The 22,164-nt window shown below is 71.2% G+C and carries 20 protein-coding genes; 8 read left to right on the top strand and 12 right to left on the bottom strand.

What is annotated here, in order from left to right:
* The first annotated feature begins 73 nt into the window (after positions 1-73).
* Genes ACWC2B_RS02090 through ACWC2B_RS02080 form a run of 3 tightly spaced genes read left to right on the top strand, consistent with a single transcriptional unit; the run spans position 74 to position 2,639 of the window.
* Positions 74-1,138 (top strand): ketoacyl-ACP synthase III family protein, encoded by a 1,065-nt coding sequence (locus ACWC2B_RS02090; RefSeq protein WP_450714490.1) that lies wholly within the window; start codon positions 74-76, stop codon positions 1,136-1,138.
* 33 nt (positions 1,139-1,171) lie between these two features.
* Complete coding sequence (locus ACWC2B_RS02085) at positions 1,172-1,933, top strand: NAD-dependent epimerase/dehydratase family protein (RefSeq protein ID WP_450714489.1); 762 nt, start codon at positions 1,172-1,174, stop codon at positions 1,931-1,933.
* Between the two features lie 34 nt (positions 1,934-1,967).
* Positions 1,968-2,639, top strand: coding sequence for an antibiotic biosynthesis monooxygenase (locus tag ACWC2B_RS02080; protein ID WP_450714488.1), 672 nt, complete (start codon positions 1,968-1,970; stop codon positions 2,637-2,639).
* Between the two features lie 74 nt (positions 2,640-2,713).
* On the opposite strand, the gene ACWC2B_RS02075 is transcribed toward ACWC2B_RS02080, so the two are convergent.
* The 6 genes from ACWC2B_RS02075 to fabG form a co-directional block, all read right to left on the bottom strand.
* A complete protein-coding gene (locus tag ACWC2B_RS02075; RefSeq protein ID WP_450714487.1) occupies positions 2,714-3,973 on the bottom strand; it encodes an FAD-dependent monooxygenase in 1,260 nt (419 codons plus the stop codon).
* Positions 3,970-4,800 carry an SRPBCC family protein gene (locus ACWC2B_RS02070; RefSeq protein ID WP_450714486.1) on the bottom strand — a complete coding sequence of 277 codons (831 nt, stop codon included), beginning with the start codon at positions 4,798-4,800 and terminating at the stop codon, positions 3,970-3,972. The genes ACWC2B_RS02075 and ACWC2B_RS02070 overlap by 4 nt, the downstream gene beginning before the upstream one ends.
* Positions 4,801-4,811: 11 nt before the next feature.
* Positions 4,812-5,843 (bottom strand): aldo/keto reductase, encoded by a 1,032-nt coding sequence (locus ACWC2B_RS02065; protein ID WP_450714485.1) that lies wholly within the window; start codon positions 5,841-5,843, stop codon positions 4,812-4,814.
* Positions 5,844-5,900: 57 nt separating this feature from the next.
* Positions 5,901-7,454: an AMP-binding protein gene (locus tag ACWC2B_RS02060; RefSeq protein ID WP_450714484.1), complete on the bottom strand. Its 1,554-nt coding sequence runs from the start codon at positions 7,452-7,454 to the stop codon at positions 5,901-5,903.
* Positions 7,447-8,397 carry an aromatase/cyclase gene (locus ACWC2B_RS02055; protein ID WP_450714483.1) on the bottom strand — a complete coding sequence of 317 codons (951 nt, stop codon included), beginning with the start codon at positions 8,395-8,397 and terminating at the stop codon, positions 7,447-7,449. Before ACWC2B_RS02055 ends, ACWC2B_RS02060 begins: the two co-directional genes overlap by 8 nt.
* 67 nt (positions 8,398-8,464) lie before the next feature.
* Complete coding sequence (fabG, locus tag ACWC2B_RS02050; protein WP_450714482.1) at positions 8,465-9,262, bottom strand: 3-oxoacyl-ACP reductase FabG; 798 nt, start codon at positions 9,260-9,262, stop codon at positions 8,465-8,467.
* A gap of 459 nt (positions 9,263-9,721) precedes the next feature.
* Between fabG and ACWC2B_RS02045 the strand changes: the two genes are divergently transcribed.
* Positions 9,722-10,165 carry a nuclear transport factor 2 family protein gene (locus ACWC2B_RS02045; protein ID WP_450714481.1) on the top strand — a complete coding sequence of 148 codons (444 nt, stop codon included), beginning with the start codon at positions 9,722-9,724 and terminating at the stop codon, positions 10,163-10,165.
* A gap of 622 nt (positions 10,166-10,787) precedes the next feature.
* Here ACWC2B_RS02045 and ACWC2B_RS02040 read toward each other — a convergent pair.
* From ACWC2B_RS02040 to ACWC2B_RS02015, 6 genes are all read right to left on the bottom strand, one after another.
* Positions 10,788-11,045 (bottom strand): acyl carrier protein, encoded by a 258-nt coding sequence (locus ACWC2B_RS02040; RefSeq protein WP_450714480.1) that lies wholly within the window; start codon positions 11,043-11,045, stop codon positions 10,788-10,790.
* Positions 11,046-11,094: 49 nt separating this feature from the next.
* A complete protein-coding gene (locus ACWC2B_RS02035; protein ID WP_450714479.1) occupies positions 11,095-12,342 on the bottom strand; it encodes a ketosynthase chain-length factor in 1,248 nt (415 codons plus the stop codon).
* The gene (locus ACWC2B_RS02030) at positions 12,339-13,610 is read right to left on the bottom strand and encodes a beta-ketoacyl-[acyl-carrier-protein] synthase family protein (RefSeq protein ID WP_450714478.1); all 1,272 of its coding nucleotides are present in this window, start codon (positions 13,608-13,610) and stop codon (positions 12,339-12,341) included. Before ACWC2B_RS02030 ends, ACWC2B_RS02035 begins: the two co-directional genes overlap by 4 nt.
* Before the next feature lie 60 nt (positions 13,611-13,670).
* Positions 13,671-14,510 carry a thioesterase II family protein gene (locus ACWC2B_RS02025; RefSeq protein WP_450714477.1) on the bottom strand — a complete coding sequence of 280 codons (840 nt, stop codon included), beginning with the start codon at positions 14,508-14,510 and terminating at the stop codon, positions 13,671-13,673.
* Positions 14,507-15,277, bottom strand: a complete 771-nt coding sequence (locus tag ACWC2B_RS02020; RefSeq protein WP_161244449.1) for a cyclase family protein — start codon at positions 15,275-15,277, stop codon at positions 14,507-14,509. The genes ACWC2B_RS02025 and ACWC2B_RS02020 overlap by 4 nt, the downstream gene beginning before the upstream one ends.
* Positions 15,278-15,435: 158 nt before the next feature.
* Positions 15,436-16,254, bottom strand: coding sequence for an AfsR/SARP family transcriptional regulator (locus tag ACWC2B_RS02015; RefSeq protein ID WP_053726113.1), 819 nt, complete (start codon positions 16,252-16,254; stop codon positions 15,436-15,438).
* 298 nt (positions 16,255-16,552) lie between these two features.
* Here ACWC2B_RS02015 and ACWC2B_RS02010 point away from each other — a divergent pair, with 298 nt between their 5' ends.
* From ACWC2B_RS02010 to ACWC2B_RS01995, 4 genes are all read left to right on the top strand, one after another.
* Positions 16,553-16,717 (top strand): hypothetical protein, encoded by a 165-nt coding sequence (locus tag ACWC2B_RS02010; RefSeq protein ID WP_450714476.1) that lies wholly within the window; start codon positions 16,553-16,555, stop codon positions 16,715-16,717.
* Positions 16,717-18,999 carry a TOMM precursor leader peptide-binding protein gene (locus ACWC2B_RS02005; RefSeq protein ID WP_450714475.1) on the top strand — a complete coding sequence of 761 codons (2,283 nt, stop codon included), beginning with the start codon at positions 16,717-16,719 and terminating at the stop codon, positions 18,997-18,999. The genes ACWC2B_RS02010 and ACWC2B_RS02005 overlap by 1 nt, the downstream gene beginning before the upstream one ends.
* A 53-nt stretch (positions 19,000-19,052) precedes the next feature.
* Complete coding sequence (locus tag ACWC2B_RS02000) at positions 19,053-19,697, top strand: hypothetical protein (RefSeq protein WP_450714474.1); 645 nt, start codon at positions 19,053-19,055, stop codon at positions 19,695-19,697.
* Positions 19,698-19,905: 208 nt separating this feature from the next.
* On the top strand, positions 19,906-22,155 hold the full coding sequence (locus ACWC2B_RS01995) for a sensor histidine kinase (RefSeq protein ID WP_450714473.1): 2,250 nt from the start codon (positions 19,906-19,908) through the stop codon (positions 22,153-22,155).
* Positions 22,156-22,164: the final 9 nt, after the last annotated feature.

Here is a 22,164-nt window from a genome sequence, read left to right as displayed (position 1 = left end):
GGCGGTGGCGACCTTGGGCGCATGCCGTATGCCCGAAGGAATCGACCGAACCGCCGAACAGGGGAGTAGCTGGATGCGTTGGAACGAGATCTATGTCGCCTCGCTCGGCAGCTGGCTGCCCGAGCCCGTCCCGGTGGCCGAGGCCGTCGCGGCCGGGGAGTGCGGCCAGGAGTGGATCGACGACTTCGGGTACGAGTCGGTGCGGATCGCCCGCGAGAGCGAGGAGGAGGGCTGGACGGCTCCGCCGGACATGGCCGTCGCCGCCGGCCGCACCGCGCACGAGCGCTCAGGACTGAACAAGTCCGCGTACTCCCTGCTCCTGCACGGCAGCACCTGGTTCCAGGGCCTGGACATCTGGCCGGCCGCGTCCTACATCGCCAAGCGGACCGTCGGCTCAGCCGTGCCCGGCCTCGACGTGCAGCAGCGCTGCAACATCGGCATCAGCGGGCTCGACCTGGCCGCCGCCCACCTCAAGGCCGGCTACGGCAAGGGCAGCGCCGTCATGCTCACCACCGCCGACCGCTTCGGCGGCCCCGGCGCCAACCGCTGGCAGCTGCGGCACGGCAACGCCTACGCCGACGGCGCGACCGCGACGATCCTGTCCACCGAGGGCGGATTCGCGCGCCTGGTGGCCACGGCGACGGTCGCCGACAACTCCCTGGAGCCGATGGCCCGCGGCGACGAGGAGTTCGGGCCGGTCTCGCGGGCTGCCGAGCGGCAGATCGACCTCACCGCACGCGGCGACGCCCAGAAGGCCGTCAGCGACGAGACGATGACCAACATCCGCTTCGGCAAGGTGATGCAGGAGGCCAAGCAGGCCGTCCTCGACGACGCCGGAATCGAGATGGACGACATCGCGTACGTCATCATCCCCTCCACCGGCCGGATCAAGGGCCCCTTCCAGATCCACCACCTCCTCGGCGTCGACGAGTCCGAGACCACCTGGGAGTTCGCCCGCAGGAGCGGCCACATCGGCGCCGGCGACTGGGCCGCGGGCCTCGAAGACCTGCTGCTCACCGGCCAGTTGAAGCCCGGCGACCACGTGATGCTCTACGGCGGCGGAGCGGGCTACACCATCACCACCGCCGTGCTCGAAATCCTGGAGATCCCGGCCTGGGCCGAACCCGCAGCGGCCTGAACAAGCCCTCACCACAAGGAGTTGGCACACCCCATGGAGATAGTCGGCAGGGGCTTCCTGGCCGGACACCTGGCAGGCATCGCCGGACACCACCCCGACGTGGTGGCGCTGGCCGCCGGGGTCTCGGCCGCGGGCGACATCCCGCCCGAGCAGTACACCCGGGAGTCCAAGCGCCTGTACGAGGTGCTGCGGCACTGCGAGAAGACCGGCAAACGCCTGGTGTTCTTCTCCACGGCGTCCGCCGGGATGTACTCGGTGCCCGACGCCTCGCCCGGCCGCGAGGACGGCCCCGTCTACCCGGCGACCCCGTACGGACGCCACAAGCTCTCCCTCGAAGCGGTCGTCAAGTCCTCGGACGTCGAGTACCTGATCCTGCGCCTGTCGCACGTCGTCGGCTTCAACCAGCCCGCCCACCAGCTACTGCCCGCCCTTGTGCGGCAGTTGGTGAGCGGCGAGATCCAGGTCTACCGCGGCGCGCAGCGCGACCTGATCGACGTCGAGGACGTCATCAAGATCGTGCACACGCTGCTCGTCGACGGCCGCACCCGTGACGTCGTCAACGTCGCCTCGGGCCACGCCCCGCACATCGAGGACGTCGTCACGCACATGGAGCACCTGCTCGGCACCAGCGCCGAGAAGACCTACGTCGAGGCGTCGGGCGCCCAGCCGGTCTCCATCGACAAGCTCTGCCGTCTCGTGCCGCCGGTGTACGGGCTCGGCTTCGGGCCCGACTACTACCGGGGCGTCCTCGACAAGTACGTCCACGCCTATGCGCACCAGCCGGTCACCGCGTAACCCCATCCACCCGAAAATTCGGAAGGTCCACACCATGAGCGAGAACAGCCCCGTCGTCGCGGTCGCCCACTTCGTCCTCAAGGAGAAGCACAAGGCGAAGGGCGCCGAGTTCGAGAAGGCCTACCTCAAGTACAAGGAGGCCGTCGCCGCCAAGGACGGTCTGCTGCGCACCGCGCTGCTGCGCGGCATCAAGGAGCCCGACAACTTCGTCATCCTCACCTGGTGGCGGGACGCCGACGCGCACCGCACGGTCGTCGGCGACTGGCAGTTCTTCACCGCCGTCAGCAGCCGCTTCGTCTACCTCGCCGCCATCACCAGCGTGCACGGCCCGGTCCTGGCCGGCCAGAGCGCGGCCGACGGCCTCGGCGAGCTCGCGGTGCCGTCCGCGGACGCGGCGGTCGCGCTGACCACGTTCACCCTGCGCGAGGGCGCCGACCAGCAGGCCTTCGAGGGCTCGTTCCTCGGCCACCTGTCGTTCGTCAAGAGCCACGAGGGCTTCCTCGGCCACCAGCTGGTGCACTCCAACCGCGAGACCGGTGCCTACGTCAACATCGGCTGGTGGAGCGGCCCGCAGGCCTACCTGCCGGTCCTGCAGAGCCCGGAGATGGCCGCCGACGCCAAGACGATGGCCGTGCACGCCGAGGTCAAGGGCGGCCTGTACAAGGCGGTCGTCGACTCGGCCCGCACCGAGGTCGCCAGCGTCTGAGCACGCTGAACCACCGCACACAGAAAGGCGGGCCGGGTCTTCAAGACCCGGCCCGCCTTTCGCGTCACCGGTGATCAGTGGCTGAACAGCCCCTCGGCCACCTCGATCGACGGGTTGCCGAACGCGATCGTGCGCAGCACCTTGCGGTAGATCGGGGTGTGCTTGACGACGGCCGCCAGCTTCGGACGCACCCGCGTCGCGAACGTGCCCGTCGACAGCATCGCCTTGGACTGCATGCCCTGGAGCCGCATCATCGTCGCGATGTCGGGCGCCCGGCGCTCCTCGAAGCGCGACAGGAACGCGGCGCTCGCATCACCCCGGCCCACCGACTCGACGAGCAGCGGGTGCAGGACCACCGCGTCCTGCACCGACAGGTTGATGCCCTGCGCGCCGATCGGGCTGTGGGTGTGCGCGGCATCTCCCATCAGGACCAGGCCGTCGGTCGCCCAGCGCTCGGCGCGCCCGGAGAACACGTCGAGGAGGCTGAGGTCGCGCAGCGAGGTGATCTGCTCGGCGATCAGGTCCGCGTACGCCGGCACCGCCTTCGACAGCTGCGCCTTGACGTGGTCGAGGCCCTCGGCGACGACGTTCTTGTAGCCGCCGTGCGGCAGCGTCCAGCCGACCTGGACGCGGTCGGGCCAGGAGCCGTACGCGAGCACCGGGCTGGTGCCCGCGCTCCGGAACACCCGCACGTCATGGCCGGCTTCGGGCTCGTTCTTCGTCAGCTTGAACCACAGCACGTCCTGGTCGAAGGCCTCGCTGCGGCCCGCCTCGATGCCGGCGAGGCGGCGCACCTTGGAGAACCGCCCGTCGGCGCCGACCACGACCTTGCTGTGGAAGACGTGCCCGTCGGCGGCGGCCCCGGTGATCCGGCCCCGCTCGTCGCGCAGGAGCGCGTTGACGCGGCAGCCGTCCACGTACTCGAAATCCGTGAACTCGGCGCAGTGCAGCAGGAGTTCGGTCAGCAGGTGGGACTGCGGGATGGACAGCAGGTGGTCGTACGGGGCCGGAAGGGCGCGGTAGTCGATGTCGAGCAGGACCCGGTCCTGCTCCACCAGGCGGAAGCGGTCGTGCTCGTGGCAGCCGCGCTCGCGGGCCCCGGCGAGCACGCCGAGCCGGTCAAGGACCGTCATCGCGCCGGGCTGGAGGATCTCGCCGCGGAACTCCCGCTGGTGCGAGCGCGAACGCTCCACCACGGTCACCCGCACCCCGGACTTCAGCAGCAGCAGTGCGAGGGTCAGACCGGCGGGGCCCGCCCCGACGATGCACACGTCACTGCGGTGCTCCTCGTCGGTGCGGGCCCCCGCGCGGACCTCCTCGGCGGCCGCGGTCATCGCTGCCCGGCCAGCGCGAGCGCGGAGCGTACGTCGGTGGTGGCCATCTCAAGCACCCGGTCGCGGCCGGCCGAGGCCACCGCGAGCACGTCCGCCGTCACCAGGACCCCGCCGGGCGCCTCCACCAGACGCCAGCGCCGCCGGTAGAGCTCGGCCGGCGCGGGCGGCGTGAGCAGCTTCTGTACGAGGGTGTGGCCGCCGTGCTCGATCTGCACGGTCGGCACGTCGTCCTGGGTGCCGAACCAGGCGCTCTCGTCGCCGTCCCGCCACGGCAGCGCGTCCAGGAGGCGGGCGTGCACCGAGGCGACCGAGCCGGACAGGACCGCGCGGTCCTCGACCCGGATCACGTCCGACGTCAGCGAACTCGGCTGCTCCGTCTTGGACTTGAGGGTGCGCATCTGGAGCCCGCCGTGCCGGTCGAGCTCGCCCGCCGTCTCCTCGGGGTCCGCGTCCGTGGTGAACCAGTGCCCGGACACCACCCGGCAGCCGCCGTCGGGGCGGGGCAGGAAGTCCCAGGTGCCGCCGAGCTCCTTGATCGGGCCCACCGAGCCCTGCTGCGCGAAGTCCATGCGCAGCGCCACCGGGTCCAGGGTGCGCCTGGAGGTCCAGATGCGCAGGCCGCCCTCGGGGCCCGGGCGCACCGCCCAGAACTTCACCTCGTCGTCCTGGCCCTGTTGGCTCAGGGTCTCGGTGTGCGCGATCCAGGGGTAGAGCAGCGGCCAGTCGGCCACATCGGTCAGCGCCCGGTAGACGGTGTCCGCCGAGGCGTCGATCTCGATGCCGGCACGCGTCCGGTGGATCTCCCTGTCGGTCGTGGAAGTGCTCATCGCAGTACCTCTCAGAGGGTGGCGGGGGAGGGGGTGGCGGCGGTCTTCGCCCGGAGCATGCGGCTCAGGGTCAACCCGGGGTCGGTGACCACGACGGGCCCCAGGGCCGCGTCGATGCGGCCGAGCAGCTCCGGGTCGAGCACGGCCTCGGCGGCCGCCAGGTTGCGGCCGATCTGCTCGGGCGCGGAGGCGCCGATGACGGCCGTGGCGACCTGGGCGTTCCGCAGCACCCAGGCCAGGGCGAGTTGAGGCATCGTCAGATTCGTGTCCTCGGCCAGCTCGGCCACGCGGGCCACGGCGGTGAGGACCTCGTCCGACAGGAAGCGGTAGCGCTGGATGGAGACGTCGCCGCCCTTGGCGGCCACCGCCCGGGAACCCGCGGGCGCCTGCTGCCCCGGCTTGTACTTTCCGGTCAGTACGCCGCCGGCCAGCGGCGACCAGACCATCTGCCCGATGCCGAGCGGCGCGCACGCCGGGACGACCTCGGCCTCGATGACCCGCCACAGCATCGAGTACTGCGGCTGGTTCGAGACCAGCTCGATGCCCAGCTCGCGGGCGAGTTCCGCGGCCCGCTCGATCTCGTCGGCGGCCCACTCCGAGACGCCGACGTAACGGATCTTGCCCGCGGCCACGGCGTCCGCGAAGGCGCCCATCGTCTCTTCCAGCGGCGTCGAGTCGTCGTACAGGTGCGCCTGGTACAGGTCGATGTGCCCGGTGCCGAGGCGGCGCAGCGAGGCGTCCAGGCTCTCGGCGACACGGGCCCGCGACAGTGCGCCGGGACCGGGCCCGCCGCCCCTGCCGACCTTGGTGCAGATCACGACGGTGTCCCGGTCGACGCCCGCGAGGGCCCGGCCGAGGTGTTCCTCGGCCCGGCCCTCGGCGTACGCGTCGGCGGTGTCGAACGTGGTGATCCCCGCATCCAGCGCGGCCCGCACACAGGCGGAGGCGGCCCGGTCGTCCAACTGGTTGCCCGCGGTCAGCGAGTTCCCGAACGCGACCCGGCTGACCACCGGTCCCGAGGCACCGAGACGGCGGTACTCCATGGTGAATCCCTTCTGTTTCTGGGCGCTCTTTCCGGGCGGGGCCCGCCTTCCGAGCCGTCAGGCCCCGGCTCGGGCGAGCTCGGCGCGGTCGCCGGAGACGGGCTGACGGCTCGTCAACTGCTCTGCCAGAACCCGACGTTGGATCTTTCCGTTGCCCGAGCGCGGGATCGCGTCGAGCGTCATGGCGTCGCGTACGTGCTGGTAGTACGGCAGGGTGTCGTTGGCCTGCGCGATGACATCGGCGAGGTCGTCCGGGTGAGCGCCGGCGAGCACCACGAGGGCGCCCGCGACCGCGCCGTGCTCGGCATCGGCCAGCTCGACCACGACGACGTCGGCGACCCGCGGATCGCGGCGCAGCACGCGCTCCACGTCCGAGGGCGCGACCAGGAAGTTGTCGCACTTGAAGACGTCTTTCAGCCGGTCCACCAGGAACAGCCGGCCGTCCTCGTCGACGCGGCCGACGTCGCCGGTGCTCAGCCAGCCGTCCGGATCGAGGCCGGTGCCGTCGGGCCCGCCCGCGTACCCCTGCATCACCTGCGGGCCGCGCAGCTGCACCTCGCCGACGCCGCCCGGCGCGAGCACCGCTCGCGAGTCGATGTCGACGACGCGGCACTCGGTCCCGGCGACCGGGGTGCCGACCGAGCCGTGCACCGGGTGGTCCGGGTCGTCGCTGTGGGTCAGCGGGGAGGTCTCGGCGAGCCCGTACCCCTGGAAGACCGGGACGCCGAACCGCTTGGACAGGCGGCGCGCGGCGGGCACCGGGAGGCCGGAGCCGCCGGACGCGATCCGCCGCACCGACGTCATCGAGACGGAGTCGAGGTCCGGGTCGGCCGCGAGCCGGGCGAGCCGCACCGGCAGGCTGTACAGGATCGTCGCCCGGTGCCGGTTCGCCGTCATCAGCGCGGCGTACGGCTCCGGCGAGGCGCACAGGACCTGCGTCGCACCCGCGGCGATCGCCGAGTTGAGGTGCATCGGGTGATAGGTCGGCAGATGGTTCAGGCTGACGGTGTCGCCGTCGAGCCGGTGCGCCTGTGCGATCTGCGCCGCGTTGACGGTCACGTTGCGGTGGCTGAGCCGAACGGCCTTGGGGCGCCCGGTGGTTCCGCTGGTGAACTGGAGGGCGGCGGTGTCCGCGGGCCCCTTGGCGTGGGCGGCGAGCGGCTGGTCGGAGGCGAGCGCGTCGAGACCATCCGTACCGGCGCCGATCAGCACCACCTCGCGCAGCTCGGGCAGCCGGTCGCGGACCTGCTCCAGGCGCGCGGCCAGACCGGTGTCGAGCAGGGCCACGCGGGCCCCGCCGAGGCCGAGCACATGGAGCAGGTCGTCCTCGCGAAGCAGCGGGTTGACCACGGCCACGGTGTGCCCGGCCCGCACGGCCGCGTAGTACGCGACGGCGACGTCCGGGTGAAGCACGGTGCCCACCGCCACGACCGTGGGCTCGGGCGCCAGCGCCTGGAGCCCGGCGGCGACCGCGGTGACCTTGGCGTCGAAGGCGGCGTAGTCCATCTCGAAGTCGTCGGTGACGACGGCGCGCCGCGCGGGGTGCGCGGCGGCGGCCCGCGAAAGCAACTGGTCGAGCCGGTCCGGCACCTCGGGCAGGGTGTCAGCCACGGAGCGCCTCCGCGTAAGTGCGCGCCAGCTTCAGGGTGTTGGTGGAGTTGGTGGACAGCGCGCGGTGCACATAGGCACGGGCGTCGGCGACGGTCTTGCCCTCGCCGAGGTACTTCTCGATGGTGTCGGTCCGCAGCGTGACGGTGTGCCGGGACGTGACATCGATACCGTCCGCCGTCTCGACGATCGTCCAGCGGCCGGTGTGGGCGGTCATCAGGCCGGGCACGGTGGTCTGCTTGTAGACGATGCGGTCCGGCGCGAAGACGACACGGATCGACTCGGTGGTGTGCACCGAACCGTCGGCGGTGCTGGTGTCCATCGCCATGACCTGCACACCCGGCTCGTCCTCGGTCAGGTCGAGACGCGCGACGTGCGGCAGGCGCTCGGGCCACAGGTCGGCCCGGTTCAGGAAGTCGAAGACGTCAGAGGCTTCCGCGTCCATGTGGACGGTGTCGTCGAAGGTGAAGACAAGCTCGTCCAACTGGGCGTGCTGCTCCGCGAGTTCCTTGATGTTGTTCAGTTCGGCCGCGCTGTTGCGGTCCACCGCCGAGTTGATCCACTCCACGGCGTCCGGGGCGTCGTCGACGGCCTCGAAGTCGTGGTGGAGTTCGAGCAGTGACGTCTCGCCGTCCACGGGCGAGACCACCCAGGCGCCGCCCATGCCGGCCACCGGCGGCGTCGAGACCTCCTGGCGGAAGTCGACCCGCAGACGCTCGGGGTCGAAGGTGCGGCGCGAGATCCAGTTCTTGACGGCGCCGTTGGCGGTCGCCCAGATGTGGATGCGCTCGGAGCGGTCGTCCTGCTCCAGGTGCTCGACGTGCACGTTGGGGCCGAAGTACTGCGGCCACTTGGTGACATCGGCGACGATCCCGTACACGACCTCGGCGGGGGCGGCGACGGCGACGCTGTGGAGGGTGTGGTGCTTCGTTCCGGTCACGGACACGGGAAATTCCTTCTGTGGTCGGGGAGTTGAGGGAGCCGTCGGGCTCGCCGGATTCATCGGCTCGGGGTCAGAAGTTGCCGAGGCCGCCGCAGACGTTGAGGGCCTGCGCGGTGATGGAGGCGGCGGTGTCGGTGGCCAGGTAGCCGACCAGGCCGGCGACCTCCTCCGGCGTGGAGTAGCGGCCGAGCGGGATCTTCGAGGTGAACTTGGCGAGGATCGCGTCCTCGGAGGTGTCGTACGCCTCGGCGTAGCCCTGCCGCACGCGCTGCGCCATCGGCGTCTCGACGTAGCCGGGGCAGACCGCGTTGACGGTGATGCCGGTCGGGGCGAGCTCGTTGCCGAGCGCCTTGGTGAAGCCGACCACGCCGTGCTTGGACGCGGAGTACGGGGCGCCGAGCACCACACCCTGCTTGCCGGCGGTGGAGGCGATGTTGATGATCCGGCCCCAGCCGCGCTCGCGCATGCCGCCGGCGTTGAGCACCTCGCGGGTCACCCGGAACACGCTGTTCAGGTTGGTGTCGATGACGTCGTCCCACACCTCGTCCGACACGTCGGCGGTCACGCCGCCGCCACTGCGCCCGGCGTTGTTGACGACGACGTCCACGCGGCCGTACGCGGTGACCGCGGCGGCCACGAGGTCCTTGACGGACTCGGGGCTGCGCACGTCGGCGGTCGCGCCCGAAACCTCCAGGCCCTCCTCGCGGAGCTCCTTCACGGTCAGCTCGACGGACTCGGCGCTGCGCGCGCAGATGAACACCGCGAGACCGGCCGCGCCCAGCGCCCGCGCCGACGCCAGACCGATCCCGCTGGTCGCCCCGGTGATGAGCGCGACCCGGCGCTCGCTGGTGGCCTTGGGCTGAGTCATACGAATCTCCTCCGGAGGGGTTGGGGTACGGGGGCCAAAGTGCGCCGGGGCACTTGAAGGGGTATCGAGCGGGGCTGGACTCGTGAGCGCCCCCGCCTCCCGGGGCTCCGCCCCCGGACCCCGGGGGTGAGTGGTCGGCTGCGGGCCGTCTGCGGCTGGTCGCGCAGTTCCCCGCGCCCCTGGCAGGGTCGGTGCTGGCCCGCACCGGGGCATTTCAGCCTGTCATGGGGGTCCCCCCTGGCCCTTAAGGCCTTGGGGGAGTTCGAGGACGAGCGCCCTTAAGGCGCGAACGGGGTCTGGGGCGGAGCCCCAGGAGCTCCTTCACCCCCGGAGGGTCTAGGGAAGGGGCGGGGTGGGGGACTCCGGGGTCTGGGGCGGAGCCCCAGCGGGGCACCAGTACGGGTCGAGCGGGGGACGGCACTCTCCTGGGGCAGGAAGATCCAGGAGGAGAGGACCCCCATGAGCGTCACCGAGCTGCCGCAGGCCGCCACCACCGCCGGGCTGTACACGGAGATCCAGCAGTTCTACGCGCAGCAGATGCATCTGCTCGACGACGGCAAGGTCGAGGAGTGGGCCCACACCTTCACCACCGACGGTGTGTTCGCCGCCAACGCGCAGCCGGTCCCGGCGGTGGGCCGTGAGGCCATCACCGCGGCCGCGGCCGCCGCCACCGAGGGGTACGCCAGTGCCGGCGTCCAGCGCCGGCACTGGCTGGGCATGGTCTCGGTCGAGGGCGTCACCGACGGTGCGGTGAACGCGCGTTGCTACGCGCTGGTCATCGAGACGCCGCGGGGTGGGCGCCCCGAGATCAAGGCGAGCACGCTGTGCGAGGACCGGATCGTGCGGGTGGAGGGTGCCTGGCAGATCCAGGACCGCCAGATCACCCGGGACGACCTGATCTGACCCTCCCCCCAGAGCGAGTGCCCGCACGCAATCCCCCGGCGTGCGGGCACTTCTGCGTGCGCGGCGGGCGGGGTTCGGGTGTGGCCCGGGTCGTTCCCCGGGGCTCCGCCCCAGACCCCGGAGGGCCCCTCCCCGCCCCTTCCCGCTGTGACACTCTGCGGCTCCGCCGCGTGGCCTCCGGGGGTGGGGTGGTTCGGCTGCGGACCGTGGGTGGCTGGTCGCTCCCCCAAGTTCTCGGCTTCTCCCCCAAGTTCTCGGCTTCGCTCGAACAGGGGGGACCCCCATGAACAGGGGGGACCCCCATCGCGGCGGAGCCGCACAATTTCACAGCCCCGCGCCCCTGGCGGCGTTGGTGCTGGCCCGGGCTGGGGCATTTCAGCCTGTCATGGGGGTCCCCCCTGGCCCTTAAGGCCTTGGGGGAGTTTGAGGACGAGCGCCTTTCAGGCGCGAACGGGGTCTGGGGCGGAGCCCCAGGAGACCCGGGCTTCACCCTTTCCAACCCCCGGCGGGTTTAGGGAAGGGGCGGGGTGGGGCATCCCAGGGAAGGCGGACCCAGGGCAACGCGAACGGCCGCCGCACCCCGTAAAGGGTGGGCAGCCGTTGCAAGGGGCATCCCGCAGGGCTAAGCCGCGGTCGCGGTAGACGACAGGCACTCGTTGATGAACTCCAGCAGCACCCGAGGCGTGGACGCCTCCGCCACCGTGTCGTCGGACAGCTGTATCTGGTAGTCCCGCTCGATGACCCCCGTCACCTGAAGGATCGCGAGGGAGTCGTAGCCCAGGTCGTCGAACGGCACGTCCAGGACGTCGCCGTCCAGGTCGATCCCCTCGCCGACACCCGCGCACTCGCGCAGCAGCGTGGTCAGTTCCTTGAGATTCATGAAGCTCGCCCTTCTCAATGACAACAGCTCAATGACAACAGTTGGGAGTTCAGTTCACCGCGGTCACGACGGCCGCGGCGTTGAAGCCGCCGGTCCCGCGGGCCAGGACGAGTGCGGTACGGACCGGGCCGCGCCGGGCCTCGGTGACCAGGTCGAGCGCGTCGGCCGCGACCGGGTTCGTGACGTTGACGGTCGGCGGGATCACCGCGTCCCGGATGGAGAGCAGCGCCGCCGCCAGGTCGAGCGAGGCGCCACCGGCCGACAGGCGGCCCGTCATGGTCTTGGGAGCCGTCACCGGTACGCCGCGGGGGCCGAAGAGCGCGGTCAGCGCCGTCTCCTCCTGGCGGTCGAGTTCGGGCACTCCGGACGCGTCGGCGAAGACGACGTCCACGTCGGCGGCCGTCAACCCGGCTTCCGCGAGGGCGAGTTCGGCCGCTCGGCGCAGGCCCGGCTCGCCGCCCCGGCCCGGTGCCGGGTCGAAGGTGGCGGCGTAACCGGAGAGCTGTCCGTAGATGCGGGCGCCGCGTTCGCGGGCCGCCTCGGCGTCCTCCAGGACGAGGATGGCGCCGCCCTCTCCGGCGACGTAACCGCTGGCCTCGCTGTCGAACGGCAGGAACGCGCGCTCCGGGTCGGCGACCGGGCTCATCCGGCCGCCGGCGAGCTGCGCCGTCCAGCCCCAGGGGCAGACCGCGCCGTCCACGCCGCCGGTGACGATGAGCTTGCTGCCCTTGCGCAACTGGCGCCGGGCCTGGGCGACCGCGTCGAGGCCGCCCGCCTGCTCGGTGACCAGGACCCCGCTGGGCCCGCGAAGGCCGTGCCGGATGGAGATCTGGCCGGTGTTGACGGCGTAGAACCAGGCGTACGACTGGTACGCGGAGACGTACTGGCCGCCCTTGCTCCACAGCGCCTGGAGTTCGCGCTGGCCGAACTCGAAGCCGCCCGCGGAGGCGGCGGTGACCGCGCCCGCCGAGTACTGCGGCATCTCGGCCGGGTCGGCGCCCGAGTCCTCCAGGGCCTCCTTGGCGGCGGTCAGCGCGAGGCGCGTCATGTGGTCGGTCTGCGGAAGCAGCCGGCTCGGGATGTGCTCCTCGGCGTCGAAGCCGGGCACCTCGCCCGCGAGGGTGGCCGGGTAGCCGGAGGCGTCGAAGCGGGAGACCGGGCGGATGCCGCTCTTGCCGGCCACGGTGGCTTCCCACCATGCCTGCGTACCCAGGCCGTTGGGGGCGGTGACGCCGATTCCGGTGAACACCGCGGTGGCGGAGCGCACCGCCGTACGTTCGAGCAGCTCGCTCGTCATGCCGTCTTCCTCCGCTCGGGCTTGGTGAGCACGATCGCGCTCTGGAATCCGCCGAAGCCGCTGCCCACGCTGAGCACCGTGTTGATGTCCCGCTCGCGGGCGTGGATCGGCGTGTAGTCGAGGTCGCACTTGGGGTCGGCCTCGTGCAGATTCGCGGTGGGCGGCACCATGCCGTGCTCGATGGCCAGCGCGGACGCGGCGATCTCCAGGGAGCCGATGGCGCCGAGCGAGTGCCCGATCATCGACTTGATGGAGGAGACGGGCGTGGCGTACGCGTGGTCGCCGAGGCTCTTCTTGAACGCGGCCGTCTCGTGGCGGTCGTTCTGCAGGGTGCCCGAGCCGTGCGCGTTGATGTAGTCGATGTCGGTGCCCGGGATGCCGGCCTCGTCGAGCGCCGCGCCGATGGCCTCGGCCATCTCCGCGCCGTCGGCCCGCAGACCCGTCATGTTGTACGCGTTGGAGCGCGAGGCGAACCCGGCGATCTCGGCGTAGATGTGCGCGCCGCGCGCCACGGCCTGCTCGTACTCCTCCAGGACGAACACCGCGCTGCCCTCGCCGAGGACGAAGCCGTTGCGGGACTTGTCGAAGGGGCGCGAGGCCGTCTCCGGCTCGTCGTTGCGGTTGGAGGTGGCCTTGATGGCGTCGAAGCAGGCGACCGAGATCGGCGAGATCGGCGCCTCGGTGGCCCCGGCGATCATGACATCGGCGCTGCCCTCACGGATCAGCTCGACAGCGTGCCCGACCGAGTCCAGGCCCGAGGTGCAGCCCGTGGAGACCACGGCCGTGGGACCCTGCGCGCCGAACTCCCAGGCCACCTCGGCCGCGAACGAGCTGGGCACGAAGTAGTCGTACAGGTGCGGCACGGCCCGCTCGTGGTCGACGAGCCACTCGGCGCCGTTGTTGCTGACCGCCGCGTACTCGTAGTCGAGCCCGGTGGTCGCGCCGACCGCGCTGCCGATGGTGACGCCGGTACGGAACGGGTCGATGCCGGCCATGTCCAGACCGCTGTCGGAGACCGCCTCACGGGCGCCGACCAGGGCGAACTGGGCGGCCCTGTCGAGGCGTCCGGCCTGTTCCTCGGTCAGGCCCTGGGCGATCGGGTCGAAGTCGACCTCCGCGGCGATCTTCGACCGGAAGGCCGAGGCGTCGAAGAGGGTCACGGCCCTGGTCGCGGTGCGACCCGCGGTCAGCAGGGACCAGTACTCCTTGGTGCCGACGCCCCCGGGGGCGACCACACCGATTCCGGTGATGACTACGCGTCGGCTCACCTGTCCCCCTCGTTGGGCTGGGCCTGGGGGTGCGCCCCGGGAATGTGCAGCACGGCTGCGTCACCTCTCTGATAGGTCCGCTGTGAGATCCGCTGTTGGAAGGAGTCTCGTCCCGCCCTCTTGACGCCCGCTCGACTCGCCGTCGTACTTCCCCTTGAGCGACTCCCGCAGCTCAAGGGCCACTTCGCGAAGGAGTTCGGGCACCCCGCGCTCGCGCACGAAGAAGTGGTCACCGGGCAGGGTCTGGAGCCGGAACCGGGTCACCGAGTAGTCGGCCCACTCGGCCACCTCCCACAGCGGCGCGATCGGATCGTCGCGCCCGGCAAGCGCCATCAGCGGCGTACCGACCGCCTTGTCCGTGTTGACCTGGCAGAGTGCCTCGCCCAGGCGCAGGTCGTCGCGGAGCGCCGGGATGACCTGGCGCTGCCACAGCGAACGGTCCCGCCCGGCGGCCTCCGGCGGAGCCGCCTCCAAGTCGACCAGCAGGTCGATGAGTTCGTGGTCGGGCAGGCGCGCCCCGCGCAGCAGCGTGTTGCGCAGATGCGGCGGCGGTACGGCGCCGATCACCAGGCGGGCCGGCGGCAGAAGGCCGTCGTCCTCCAGGGTCCGGGTCAGCGCGTGCGCCACCAGACCGCCGAGGCTGTGCCCGTACAGAAGGTAGGGCCGGTCGAGGAGCGGGGTGATCAACTCCCGCAATTCATCCATCAGTTCAGTGGCGTCGGTGATCCGCGCCTCCTTGGCGCGCGGCCCGCGGCCCGGAAGCAGGACCGGCACCACCTCGGCCGTGTCGCCGAGGATCTGCTGCCACTTGGCGAAGGAGGAGATCCCGGCGCCCGCGTGGTGGAAGCAGAACAGCCAGGGCGTCACGGTGTCCTCCCGTGTGGCGCTCTCGGTTCTCATTCGTCGATCAGGGCGACGGCCCGGGTCCAGCCCGCCCCCGCTCCGGCGATCTTCACGGGGAAGCAGGACACCCGGAAGCCGTGCGTGGGCAGCGTGTCGAGCTGGGCGAGCCGCTCGACCTGGCAGTACTCGCGGCGCCGCCCGGCGAAGTGCGCGGGCCACAGCACCGACTTGTCGCCGGTCTCCTGGAAGGTGCGGATCATGTGCCCGAAGGGCGCGTCCAGGCTCCAGGCGTCGGTGCCGATGACGCGCACGCCGAGGTCGAGCAGGAAGTCGGTGGCCGGGCCGTCGAGCCCGGCGAAATCGGTGAAGTACCGCGGTGTGCCGGAGTGTTGTGAGGCCCCCGTGTGCAGCATGACGATGTCGAGCGGCTGAGGCGTGTACCCGATCTCGGCGATCTGCTTCTCGATGCGCTCCACGCCGATGGCGCCGATGCCGACATCGCTCACGTCGAGCACGACGGCCGGCCGCAGGAACCAGTCGAGCGGCATCTCGTCGATGTGCCGGGGGCGCCCGTAGTCACCGACCGAGCCGTAGTGCGAGGGCGCGTCCACATGCGTACCGGTGTGGCTGGTCAGGGTGAGGGTGTCCAGGGACAGGAGTTCGCCCCCGGGCAGGTCGGCCGGATCGAAGTCGAGCCCGAAGTGCTCCTTCATCTCCGCCGCCATGTGCGCGGCGCCCTCGGCGGGCGTCATGATCTCGTGGACGATCGGGTCCGGCTCCCAGCCGGCCGCGTCCACGGGTGACGACAGATCGATGACTCGCAAGGTAACCCCCAGTGTCGTTGGCGACGTTCGGGGGCACTGTGCGTCGATCGCCTAGAGGCCGGATCGAGCCGCGCACGCGTCGGACCCCGCCCTGTGGGGGGAGAGGGCGGGGTCCGGACGCGTTGCTGCCGGGCGGTCGGGCCGCCCGCGCGCCGCTCTTAGGCGGCGAAGAGGTCGAGCACCGGGCGGCGCCCGGCCAGGTGCGAGTCGAGCGCCGGGTCGCCGGCGAGCACCGCGCGGTGCAGCTGCTGGAGCCGCGCCGAGGGGTCGAGCCCCAGCTCGTCGGCGAGCCCGCGGCGCAGGTTCTGGAACACGTCCAGCGCCTGCCACTGCCGGCCGGACCGGTAGAGCGCCACCATGCACTGGGCGTGCAGGCCCTCGTGCAGGGGGTGACGGGCCGTCAGAGAGGTGAGTTCGGCGAGCAGTTGCATGTGCCGCCCGAGCCGCAGATCGGAGTCGATCCGCTGCTCCAGCACACCGAGCCGGCTCTCTTCGAGCCGGACCAGCTCGATCTCCAGAAGCGGCCCGAGCCGCACATCGACCAGGGCCGGACCGCGCCACATGCCGAGCGCCTCGCGGTAGAGCGCCGCGGCGCTCTCGTCGTCACCGCGCTCGGCGGCACCGCGACCGGTCGCCACCAGACGGTCGTACTCGTGCACGTCCACCGCACCCGGCGTCACTTCGAGGAGGTAGCCACCGTGCCGGGTGGCGAGCACCTCGCGTGCGGTGTAGGGGCTGTCCGGGCCGAGCGCTCCCGCGATCAGCCGGCGCAGCTGAAGGATGTACGTCTGCAGCGTGGTCAGCGCGCTGCGGGGCATGTCGGCGCCCCAGATCTCCTCCATCAGCGTCGGAACGGGCATGACCTGGTTGGCGTACACCGAAAGCAGCGCCAGTATCTGCCGGGGCTTGCCGGCGCTCGGGACGACCGACGTGCCGCCCGACTCGGCCATGAGCGGACCGAGAACCTTGATCTCCATGGGATTCCTCCGGGGTCGGATCTGCCGGATGACCCGATGGTTTTCGGACCCGGCTCCAAGCACCCTCAAAAGCTGTCACCCAGCCCCGACTTGCGGCAGTGCCGGGCTCCTGAACCCGGCATGTGAGTGTCCTGGGGACGGGTATGAAAGTTTCATGTGCATCCCGTGACCGCGGCACTGGGGCGGATTCGGCCGACCCGGCAGAGTTCTGGACGTCGGCCCGACCAGGAGTCGAGAGCCGACGGCTAGGGGGTCAGGTCCCCCGGCCTTCGTCAGCTGTCTGCCAGGGGGAAGAAACATGAACGCGAACGTCGGCCTCGCAGTGTCCGTCCTTGATGACCTCGTGATCGAGGAGTTCGGGCGGCAGTCGGTCCTCAGCCAGATTCCCGTCGGGACCTGGGGCTCCGGTGTAGCCCAGACACCGGCTTCCTCCGCCGCCGAGACCGCCCGGCGCTTCGCCTGATGGCGGCCGTCCAGACCGCCGCCCCGCTCCTGGGGTTCAAGCCGCACCTGCGGGTCGAGCAGGTGCCCGGTGAAGCGGTGTACCTGATCTCCGACCAGCGTGTCACCGCACTGCACGGCGAGCAGATCGCCCGGCTCGCCCCCTTCCTCGACGGCACCCGGCCCCTGGAGCGCATCGCCCAGGACACCGCGGACGCGCTTCCCTCCGGGCAGGCCGCCCGGCTGGTGTCGCGGCTGACCGGCGCCGGGCTGCTGTGCGGCCGCGAGCGCCAGATGACCGCGCGGGAGGCCGCCGAGCAGGCGTACTGGGAAGCGGCGGGACTGGACGGAACAGGGGCGGCGACCGCCCTGGCCCGTGGCGCGGTAGCTGTCGCCTCGGTCGGCAGCACGGACGCGGACGAGCTGTCCGCGAGCCTCGCCGCCGCAGGACTCACCCTCACCGTCGACGACCCCGCCGACCTCACGGTCGTCCTCTGCGACGACTACCTCGACCCCGAACTCGCCGTCGTCGACGCGGAGTTCCGCGCCGCCGGACGGCGCTGGCTGCCGGTGAAGACCGAGGGCACCGAGATGTGGATCGGCCCCTTCTTCGGAGACCCCGACGGACCGTGCTGGTCCTGCCTGGCCGAGCGCCTGTGGCGGACCCGCCCGGTGGAGGCCCACGTCCAGCGCATGCTGGGCCGCTCGGGCCCGGTGCCCCGGCCCTCCTGCACGCTGCCCGCCGCCCGGCTCGCAGCCCTTCAGCTGGCCGGCCTCGAAGCCGCCAAATGGCTGGCCGGATACCGCGATGCGAGCCAGCAGGCGCTGCGTACGCTCGACGGGCTCACCCTGGCCGGGGAGCTCCACCCGGTCGTACGCCGCCCGCAGTGCCCGAGCTGCGGCGAGCCCGCGATGACCACCGTCCAGGTGCAGGCACCGGTCGTGCTGCGCTCGCGCATCAAGCGGGACACCAACGGAAACGGCCACCGCAGTCTTACGCCCCAGCAACTCCTCGACCGTTTCGGCCACTTGGTCGATCCGGTCACCGGCCTGGTGCGCGGGATCGACCGCCACGAGTGCGGCCCCCACTTCTTCAACTCCTTCTCCGCGGGCCTCAACCCGGCCGCGGGCACGCAGGGCCTCGGCGCGATACGCGGCGGATTGCGCGCCTCCTGCGGAGGCAAGGGCGCCACCGAGATCCAGGCCAGGGTCAGCGCCCTCGCCGAGGCCTTGGAGCGCCACTCCGGACACTTCGAGGGCGGAGAGTCGACGGTCCGCGGCAGCTACCGCGAGCTGGCCGCCGATGCCATCCACCCCGACTCCGTCCAGCTCTACGACGAGCGGCAGTTCACCGGTCGCGACGCGTGGAACGAGGTCCACGGCCCCTTCCAGTACGTCGCCGACCCCTTCGGGGAGGACACGCCCACCGACTGGACGCCGCTGTGGTCGGTGACCGAGCAGCGCCACAAGCTGCTCCCGACCGCGCTGCTCTACTACGGCGTGCCCCAGCCGCCCGGTGCGTTCTCCTGCCTGGCCACCTCCAACGGCACGGCCGCCGGGGGGACCGTGGAGGACGCCGTGCTCCAGGGCTTCCTCGAACTCGTCGAGCGCGACGCGCTGGCCCTGTGGTGGTACAACCGCACCCGCCAACCCGCCGTGGATCTCGACGCCTTCGACGACCCGTGGATCAGTGAACTCCAGCGCGTGCACGCCTCGTTGGACCGCGAGGTGTGGGTGCTCGACCTGACCGCGGACCTCGGCATTCCGGTCATGGCCGCGCTGTCGAGGATTGTCGGCGCCGAACCCGGGCAGCGGCAGGACATCATGTTCGGCTTCGGTGCCCACTTCGATCCCGCGATCGCGCTGCGCCGCGCCCTGACCGAGCTGAACCAGATGATGCCGCACGTGGTGGCACCCGACGGCAGCGTCTCCCGCGCGGCCGCCGAGGACCCCGACGTACGCGAATGGCTGCGTACGGCGACCGTGCAGGACCACCCCTATCTGCTCCCCGCGGACTGCGCTCCGACGGGCCCCGACACGCACCCCTACACTCCGAACGACGACCTGTACGAGGACATCGAGGCGGTCGTGGGGCTGCTGCGCGGCAAGGGGATGGAACTCCTCGTACTCGACCAGACGCGGCCCGATGTAGGCCTGCCGGTGGTCAAGGTGGTGGTGCCCGGACTCAGACCCCACTGGGCCCGCTTCGCCCCCGGACGCCTCTTCGACGTCCCGGTGCAGCTCGGCAGACGGGCCACGCCGACCCCGTACGAGGACCTCAACCCGGTCCCGCTCTTCCTCTGAACCCGCACGTCGCACGCGAACACCACACCCTGCCGGTGGAAGGACCCCCTCTCATGCGTATCGACCGCCTCGCGGCCCGTGAACTCGGTGAGTTCTGGTCGCTGCGCGAGGACGTCACGGTGCTGTCCGGCTGCAGCACCGTGCTGCGCACGCCGTGGGGGGAGCTGCACCTGGAGCGGCCGGGGCCGCTGCTGTGCGAGGCGCTGCGCCGGATGCAGCTGGGCCCGGTGTCGCTCGCCAATGTGGTGCCCGGCTTTCCCGGCTACGACGTGCCCGAGGACGAGTGGAACGAGGCTTCGCGGGAACTGCTCGCCGCCCTGGCCCCGCTCCAGCACGTGATCGTGCGCCACCTCGCGATCGGCGCCTCGCCGCTGCTGAGCGTGGTCCCGCTCTCGCCCCGCGCGTCGTTCCACCCGCCGTCGGTCGCGCCCGGTGGCGAACTCCGGGTGCCGAAGGAAGTGGTGCTGCACGGGCTGGGGAGCGATCCCGTGCTCTCGTACGAGGGCGGCGACCACCGCGTCGAACTGCACGGACCCGACGCTCCGAGCCTCCTGCTCCACCTTCAGGCAGGAAGGGACGATTTTCAGTCACCGCTCGGCGTGCCGCTGCCAGGGACCGTCGTCCGGGCCGCCCGCGCCTACGCGGTCGCCGCCGGGGTGCTTTCCGCAGTGGATCTCAAAGGTGCCGCCCGGCTGTGAAACCGGTCGAGCACTACAGATTCGGCCCCCGGATTACCTATGATCCGGACCGGAGAGGTGCTTCTGACCGGGCACCACGAACCATGGGGGACAGTTGAAAGCAGAATCAGTCGACCACCCGGAAGGAATATCCGCTGACGTAGGCAGCGTGGTACTTCCACCGCGTAAGGCAATAGCCGTTACCGCGGCCGCGCTCCTCGGGTTTTTCGTGATCGACGCCGTTTTCATCTGGGCCGAGAATCCGCCATGGTGGGAACGCGTCGCCGCCCTGTTCGGCTTCGTGGCGATCATGGGGCTGCAACTCGTCCACTCCTTTCCGCAGCTCCTGCCGGGTCTTTATCGCTACCGGTACGCGACCTGGAGCCTCCAGGCAGTCCTGGCCTACGCACCCCTCGGACTGTTCGGCTTCGCGTGGGGCGGGATGACGGAGTTCCTGACCGCTTCCTCCGTCCTGGTTTTCCCGGCCGTGATCGGCTGGCCGCTCTTCGGCGCCGGAGTGCTCACCTGCTGGGGCTTGTACAGCGGGCGCGATACCAACACCGTTCTCTACAACGTTGTCGAAGGTGCGCTGATCCCGCTGATCATCATCGGGCTCTCCCGGATGTCCGACATGATCGTCAAGCTGCACCGTTCCCGCGAGGAGCTGTCCCGTCTCGCGGTGGCGGGTGAACGGCTGCGGTTCGCCCGCGACTTGCACGACGTCCTCGGCTTCAGCCTGTCAGCGATCTCCCTCAAGTGTGAGCTCGCCTACCGGCTGCTCGTGGATGCTCCGGCCAAGGCGCACGAGGAACTCGGCGAAGTGCTGAGCACTTCGCGCAAGGCGCTCGCCGATGTGCGTTCGGTCAGCCGGGGCTACCGGGAGATGTCGCTGTCCGGCGAGGCCAAGGCGGCAGTGTCGATGCTGTCCGCCGCGGGCATTCGTACGACGCTGAAGTTCGAGGTCGGCCAACTGCCCGCAGTGGTGGACACGGTCCTCGCGACCACGCTGCGTGAGGGACTGACCAACATGCTGCGGCACAGCAAGGTCGAGAACTGCGAGATCCGGGCCGAGCGCGTGGGCGCCGGCGCCGTCCTGACTCTGGCCAACGACGGCATCGGCCGTGTGCGGCTCCCCAAGGGCGGCACGGACGGCGGCCTCGCCGCGATCGACTGTCGCATCAAGAAGCTCGGCGGCACCCTCGACCACGGCTCCGACGGCCAGGGATGGTTCCGCCTCGAAGCGGTCGTGCCGCTGCCGGACCAGGCCGGGGAGGATCGGGCGGACCTCATTGCCGCCTCCGACACGGACGACGCCGAACGGTCGTCGGTGCGGCCCCACGGCCACCGGGACATGGTGCCCCGAGCCGCCGCAGCGATCACCCTCGCGGTCCTGGTGGGTTACTTCCTCGCGTATTCCCTGATCGCCATGTCCTACCAGCCGCCGTTCGGCAAGGCGGTGGCGGCGGAACTCTGCATGTTCGCCACGCTGGTGATCCAGCTCGCCGTCTCCTTCCAGTGGCGATTCGCCTGGTCGGCCCGCCACCCGCGCCTGCTGAGCCATGGCGCCCTCGCCGGAATGCTGCTCCTTCAGTGCGTGCCCTGGTCCTTCCTCGGCCCGAGCTGGCTGGGGATGCCCGGCTTCGTCGCAGGCACGGCGTTGCTTGTGCTGCCGGCGGCCGCGGCCTGGCCTGTGGTCGCCGCCGTCACGGTGCTCACCGACCTCGTCCTCAGCCAGGTGAGCGGGGCTCTCACGGACGTCATCTACGTATCGGCGTACACCGTCATCTGCGCCCTCGTGGTCTTCGGCCTCTCCCGCATGGCCCAGCTGGCCTCCGAACTCCACTGGTCCCGTACGGAGATCGCCCGCCTGGCCGTGACGACCGAACGCCTGCGTTTCGCCCGTGACCTGCACGATCTGCTCGGGTTCAGCCTCTCCGCGATCACACTCAAGTGTGAGCTGGTGCGGCGGCTCGCGCAGAGTCGGCCGGTGCAGGCGCAGGCGGAGCTGACCGAGGTGCTCCAGATCGCGCGCCAGGCCCTGGCCGACGTGCGGACGGTGGCCGACGGGCGCCAGCGCATGAGTCTGACCGCCGAGGCCGAGAGCGCGACCGCGATGCTGGCCGGGGTCGGTATCCGGGCGACCGTCGACACCGACTGCGGTGAGCTGCCCGGCGAAGTGGAGACGGTGCTCGCGACGATGCTGCGCGAGGGTCTGACCAACATGCTGCGGCACAGCAAGGCCGCGCACTGTGAGATCACGGCGGAGCGCACCGCGGCCGGGGTGCGACTCACGCTCGTCAACGACGGGGTGGACGGATGTGCCGCGCCGGGCCTTGACTCGAAGGTCAACGGCGGTAGCGGGATCGGGAACCTGACCACCCGGGTCAACGCGGTGAACGGCCGCCTGGAAGCCGGGGCGCGGCCGGACGGGCGGTTCGAGCTGAAGGCCGAAGTCGAACTCCTCGCCGCAGCCGCCTGACGCGTCGAG

This window comes from Streptomyces sp. NPDC001415 (assembly GCF_053597395.1).
Note: the sequence above shows the minus strand (reverse complement) of the source record. Positions and strands in the feature narration are given on the sequence as shown.